Origin of the sequence: Micromonospora phytophila, assembly GCF_023656545.1 — a bacterium.
GTDB lineage: Bacteria > Actinomycetota > Actinomycetes > Mycobacteriales > Micromonosporaceae > Micromonospora > Micromonospora phytophila.
This window is the reverse complement of the sequence record NZ_JAMOKF010000348.1, coordinates 1-5,329: the sequence shown is the minus strand read 5'-3', so window position 1 is coordinate 5,329 and position 5,329 is coordinate 1. Positions and strand designations below refer to the sequence as shown.

General features: G+C 71.3%; 7 protein-coding genes, 1 tRNA gene and 1 pseudogene. 6 read left to right on the top strand and 3 right to left on the bottom strand.

Annotated elements, in window-relative coordinates:
- From NCC78_RS26985 to NCC78_RS26975, 3 genes are all read left to right on the top strand, one after another.
- The coding region (locus NCC78_RS26985) for a 4'-phosphopantetheinyl transferase family protein (protein WP_250797985.1) at nucleotides 1-584 on the top strand (584 nt) is incomplete at its 5' end.
- Nucleotides 585-853: 269 nt separating this feature from the next.
- Nucleotides 854-1,861 (top strand): DUF4352 domain-containing protein, encoded by a 1,008-nt coding sequence (locus tag NCC78_RS26980; RefSeq protein ID WP_250797982.1) that lies wholly within the window; start codon nucleotides 854-856, stop codon nucleotides 1,859-1,861.
- A gap of 79 nt (nucleotides 1,862-1,940) precedes the next feature.
- Complete coding sequence (locus tag NCC78_RS26975) at nucleotides 1,941-2,552, top strand: VOC family protein (protein ID WP_250797980.1); 612 nt, start codon at nucleotides 1,941-1,943, stop codon at nucleotides 2,550-2,552.
- A 100-nt stretch (nucleotides 2,553-2,652) separates the two neighbouring features.
- Here NCC78_RS26975 and NCC78_RS26970 read toward each other — a convergent pair whose 3' ends face one another.
- Nucleotides 2,653-3,174, bottom strand: a complete 522-nt coding sequence (locus NCC78_RS26970; RefSeq protein WP_250797979.1) for a hypothetical protein — start codon at nucleotides 3,172-3,174, stop codon at nucleotides 2,653-2,655.
- 403 nt (nucleotides 3,175-3,577) lie between these two features.
- On the opposite strand from NCC78_RS26970, the gene NCC78_RS26965 reads away from it, so the two are divergent.
- The 3 genes from NCC78_RS26965 (at nucleotide 3,578) to NCC78_RS26955 (ending at nucleotide 4,777) form a co-directional block, all read left to right on the top strand.
- Nucleotides 3,578-3,871 carry a hypothetical protein gene (locus NCC78_RS26965; protein ID WP_250797978.1) on the top strand — a complete coding sequence of 98 codons (294 nt, stop codon included), beginning with the start codon at nucleotides 3,578-3,580 and terminating at the stop codon, nucleotides 3,869-3,871.
- A 182-nt stretch (nucleotides 3,872-4,053) separates the two neighbouring features.
- Nucleotides 4,054-4,398: a hypothetical protein gene (locus tag NCC78_RS26960; RefSeq protein WP_250797977.1), complete on the top strand. Its 345-nt coding sequence runs from the start codon at nucleotides 4,054-4,056 to the stop codon at nucleotides 4,396-4,398.
- A gap of 187 nt (nucleotides 4,399-4,585) precedes the next feature.
- Nucleotides 4,586-4,777 carry a general stress protein CsbD gene (locus NCC78_RS26955; protein WP_250797975.1) on the top strand — a complete coding sequence of 64 codons (192 nt, stop codon included), beginning with the start codon at nucleotides 4,586-4,588 and terminating at the stop codon, nucleotides 4,775-4,777.
- A 109-nt stretch (nucleotides 4,778-4,886) separates the two neighbouring features.
- Here NCC78_RS26955 and NCC78_RS26950 read toward each other — a convergent pair.
- Nucleotides 4,887-4,960 (bottom strand) — tRNA-Ala (locus NCC78_RS26950).
- A gap of 189 nt (nucleotides 4,961-5,149) precedes the next feature.
- Nucleotides 5,150-5,329, bottom strand: a pseudogene (locus NCC78_RS26945) (hypothetical protein); the annotation flags it as partial.

The window sequence follows — 5,329 nt, the reverse complement described above, 5'->3', positions numbered from 1 at the left end:
CCGCCGAGCGGGCCTGCCTGGGCGAACGGGCGGTGGAGAGCCGCCGCCGCGACTTCACCGCCGGGCGGGTCTGCGCCCGGCGTGCGATGGCCGCGCTCGGCGTGCCCCCGGTCGCGGTGCCGGCGGCGGCCGACCGGTCGCCGGTCTGGCCGGCCGGCGTGGTCGGCACCATCACCCACACCCGGGGTTACTGCGCGGCCGCCGCGGCCCGGGCCACCGAGATCCGGTCGGTCGGCATGGACGCCGAACGGCACAAGGAACTCAACCCGGGGGTACGCCGGCTGATCTGCCTGCCCGAGGAGGAGCAGCGGTGCGCCCGGCTGCCCGCGGGAACCTCCTGGCCGGCGGTGCTCTTCAGCGCGAAGGAGACCGTCTACAAGGTCTGGCACCCGGTCGTCGGCACCTGGCTGGACTTCCACGACGCCCTGGTGGAACTCGACGCCGACGCCGGGACGTTCACCGCCCGCATCGCGCAGGCCCGCATCGACGCCGCCGTCGTGGCCGATCCGCCCACAGTGGTCACCGGCCGGTTCGCCGTGGGCGACGACCTGGTCCGCACCGCGGCGGTGCTGCTACCCCGCTGACCGCTCTCGGCGGGTGACCCGTGTCCCGCGTCTTGCTCCACATCGGACGGCTGGTGGGCTCGCCGTCGCGACTGAGGATCGCGGGCCCGGCGGCTCGGCCGACGATGCGCGGGACTCTCCCCGTTGCCGGCGCACGGTAGCGTCAGCCGCGTTTGCCGTCGTCGTCAGAGGTGCCTAGGAGTACGGTGAGTCACCCCCAGCCCCCATACGGGCCGCAGGACCCCAACCAGCCGAACCCGGAGCAGCAGCAGCCGTATCCTCCGGCCCCGATGCCGCGGTTCCCCGCCGACCAGGGTGGATACCCGCCCCAGCCGCCGGTCTCCGGGGCCGGGCAGCCGCCGGGTGACCCGTGGTCCCCGCTCCCGCCCGTCCCGCAGCAGCCGACCGCCGGGGACCCCTGGGCGGCGCCCCAGCCGCCGGTGTCGGGTGCGCCGCAACCGCCGGTGTCCGGCGCGCCCGGTGAGCCGTGGGCGGCCCCGCAACCGCCGTCCTCCGGTGCTCCCGGTCAGCCGTGGGCGGCCCCGCAACCCCCGGTCTCCGGCGCCCCCGGCGAGCCTTGGGCCCCGCCGCAGCAGCAGGTTTCCGGCACGCCGTACCCGCAGGTCTCGGGAACGCCGTACGCCGGGATGCCGGGCGGTCCCGGCTACCCGCTCGGCGCGCCGCAGCCCGTCCCGTCGCCGAACAAGAAGAAGACCATCCTGATCGTCGCGATCGTGGCGGCGGTGCTGGCGCTGCTCTGCTGCGTCGGCGGCATCGCCGCGATCGTCGCTGGCGCCAACAAGGCGGCGGACGAGGTGGACAAGGCGCTGCCCACCCCCAGGGTCACCGTCGGGGTGCCCGGCGCGCCCGCCACCTCTTCCCCGGCGGAGAACGACGGCGAGACGTTCAACATGAAGCCGGGCGACACGCTGGTGCTCTCCGACGACGACGGGACCGTCGAGATCACCGTCACGAAGTTCACCACCGCCACCAAGGGCTGCAAGTCGTACTCCCCGAAGCCCAGCAAGGGCGTCTACCTGATCGCCAACGTCAGCGCCACGGTGACCAAGGGCAAGGGCTCGATCAACCCGTTCTACTTCGAGTGGGTGGCCGCCGACGGCACCACCGTCAACGGCCTGGCGAGCGCGCTCTCCGGCTGCGGCGACACGCTCAGCTCCGGCAACAACCTGCGCGTCGGCAGCAAGCGCTCCGGCACCGTGGTCTTCGACGTGGCCGACAAGAACGGCGCGCTGGAGTACCAGCACAAGTTCGAGACCGCCGGCTCCTGGAAGCCGTAGTCCGCTCGCACTGACGGGGCCGGTCCGCTCGGGCCGGCCCCCGTCGCGTTGCCGCTCGGCTCGCCCGGAAGCCGCTGAGGTGACCTGGCACCGCGGACCGGGCCGTCTGCTGTCGGAGTTTCCGGAGAGCGACCACGTCGCAACGGCGTGGCTGGGAGGCTGGGACAGCGCGGCGTCGGACACCGACGGAGACCACCCCCGCGTCGACGGACCGGACAACCGTGAGGAGACCCCGATGGTGGACCGCGACGACCTTCCCGCGCCGCAGCATGGGCTGGTTGTCACGCACTTCCTGACGGTGCGCGACGTCGCGGTCTCGTCGAAGTTCTACGCCGACATCTTCGGCGGCCAGGTGGTCCTGGCGGAAAACCCCGCGGTCGTCCGGATCGCCAACAGCTGGATCATCATGAACCCCGGCGGTGGGCCGACCCCGGACAAGCCCGACATCACGCTGACCCCACCCGAGCCGGGCGACCCGGTGTCCGCATTCCTGAACGTTCGGGTTGCCGATATCGCTGAGTTCTACGCCGACGCCCGGGCGAAGGGCGCGCATTTTCTGACCGAGCCGCTCGACCGCAAGGCTGAGATGCGGTGCTACCTACGCGACCCGGACGGCTACCTCATCGAGATCGGGCAGGCCACCGGAATGCTGCAAGGCGTCTTCGCCGAACCGCCAGCCAGTTCGACCTGATTGCCTTCCCACCTGCGGGCCGCACGCAGCCGCCCGGCGCGCCGTCCGCCGCCCATGGTGTGCGAGCGCCCCACGGCACCTGTGGAGGGTCGCAGTCGGTTCACGCGTCAGCCGGCGGAACGACGCTCGCCGGAGTCGCCGCCGGTTCAGGGTCGAGGGCAGCGGCCGCCTCAACCCCGAGAGCCCGGAAGTAGGGCCATCCCTGTCGGCCTCCTCGGAGATCACCGAGCCGCACCGCCAGGAATGCGTCTGCCGCGAGCCAGGCTCGGCCGTAGACCCCGCCCCACTCGGCCAGGAAGTCCTGCTTGTCGACGTACTTTCTGTCGACGTACAGCCCGGCGACGTCCAGCATCGCGATCGCCCGGTTGATGAGGTCGAAGTTGTCCGGCTCCTCGTCGCGCAGTTGCAGGACGGACTCGAGCGTCTGCGCTCGGGTGAAGAGGAGTCGCCGCCCCCGTTGCAGGTCCGCCTCCACAAGACGCTCGTGCAGCTTCAGAAAGAGGTCCCGGCGATCCTGTCTGCGGCGGTCCCGGTAGGCGAGGCCGGTGAACGCCACAGCGGCGATCGAGATCAACAGTGATGCAGAGGAGCTGACCTCAGGAAACCACCCCGCGTCCGTCATGCCCCGAACGTAGCCGCACGCATCAATCGCCGCTCCACTGTGGTAGGAGATCGGAAAAGGCCACCCAGGGTCACGGCCGAGGCTGCGCCATGAGACGCCGCCCGTCCCCTTTGCTCTGCACCTGCGGGCGCACCACCGCGCTGGCCTGCGTGAACTTGCGGCCCCTCACGGGACGGGTGGCGGAGCTGATCGTCACCGTGCGTGCCCGGCGCCTCCGCAGGTGCAGAGCAAAGGGGGCGGTCGGAGGGGTGGCGGGGCCGACCTGCTGCGTCTTGGGACAACTGGTCGCCGTCGGCCGTCATCCTTTGGCGGTCGACGACCCTCTGACGCCCGGACGGCCCCGCCACGGCCCCGGGCGCTGGCTCTGGCGCTGGCGCTGGCGCTGGCGGCTATCGTCCGTCGCATGTTCGTCGAAATCATCGGAGACCAGCCACTGCCTGACGCGGTCGATCGAGACGACGTCGAAGACCTCCTTGAGCAGGCCCTTGGCGACGAGGGCGACGTCACGGGCGCCGGCACGGGCGCCGGCACGGGCGCCGGACGTTGGCACCTGGACGTGGAAATCGACGCTGACGGACGGCGGACACAGCTCCTCCTGCGGCGGTTGGCACGTGCGCTTGTTGACGCCGGCGTGGGGTGGGTGCGGGTCCGGCCTGAGGCGGAGGAGAACGGGTTGCCTGCCTCGGCTCTTATCTGAATCGCTCGGGCGGCCGGATCAAGCCCCACGACTTTTTCGTCCGAAAGGGACGATCAGCCGTCGATGAGCTGCGGGCGTAGCAGGGTCCCCTCGCGCCTCCTGTGTGCGTGCCCCGGACAACCATGCGGGGGGCGATGTCCGCCGTCATCGACGGGGGATGGATGCTGACTACACTGTCGCGAATGTCAGTCAGTTACCCGGTGTTTCTCGTCATCGTTGGTGGCATGCTTTTCGCCGGGGTGTTCGCGATACCTACCGGCGTTCTCGCCATCCGCTCCGGCGTCGCCCGCGGTATCAAGATCATCGGCACGATGCTCATGCCCGTGGTGGGACTTGGATCGGGCGTCGGACTGCTCTGGGTGAACCCCGTCGACGGCGAATACAGGATGGGGCTCTGGTTCCTTCTCCTGGGTGCGCTCGGACCCTTCGCCGCCGTATACGACCTGCGCCGGGTGCTCGAACACCGGCGGGAGGCGCGAGCTGAGGCGGAGCGTGCGGCGCGACGCCCATCGTACGAGCTGGGCTAGGTGAAACCGCGGTTCCTCCGCGTCCCCATCTGCACGTACCAGCGCCAGGAACTGCACATCGTCCAACAACCGAGGTTCCACAGGATCGCTTACGAGCTGACCGGGGTTTTCACCCGCGGGCGGCGGGGACGCGGGTCGGGAGGGGCGGACGACAGCGCCCCGGTCGGCGAAGCGACAGGGAGGCGACATGAGCCTGGAGAGGGCGAAGAACCAGGTCGAGCAGGTGGCGGGCGCTGCCAGGGCCCGGATGGGCGACATGGCCCAGAATGAGCGGTCGCAGGCGGAGCGGGCGATGAAGCGGGACGAGGTACGAGGCAAGCAGCCCGGCGAGCACGTCCAGGAGGACGCTCGGGACGTGCGGGACAACTTCACGACCTGATCCGGCACGTCGCGACGCCCCCGGTCTGGCGAGCCCGGGGGCGTGCTGCGGCTCCAGCCGTACAGGAAAAGGCCGTCTCCGACCAGCGGAAACGGCCTTTGACCTTGGGTGGAGTTGAGGGGATTCGAACCCCTGACCCCCTCGATGCGAACGAGGTGCGCTACCGGACTGCGCCACAACCCCTCCACCGGCGAACCGGCTTCGGTCCCACCCGGCTTTCACCGGGCGGGCCGGCGACAAGGCTAACAGGTCCGCCACCCCCACCGCGAATCCACCCCCGCGTGCGTCATGTGGTGAGGGCGTCATGCCGGCAGGGGCGCCGGCAGGTCGACCCAGACGGAGTTGATCTGGCAAGGCGGCAGCGGCGGCCGCTCAGGCGGAGGGGGAGCCTCGGCCGGCCTCGTAAGGGCGGCCGCGCAGCCCGCCGGCCCGGCGGTAGGAGACCGAGCCGCCGTTGACCGCCGCCGGCAGGTCGGCCGGGCGGTCCAGGCCCATCGCGGCGCGGCGTACCACCTCGTGCTGGGCCGCCAGGCGGCGCTGCGCCTCCCGGCG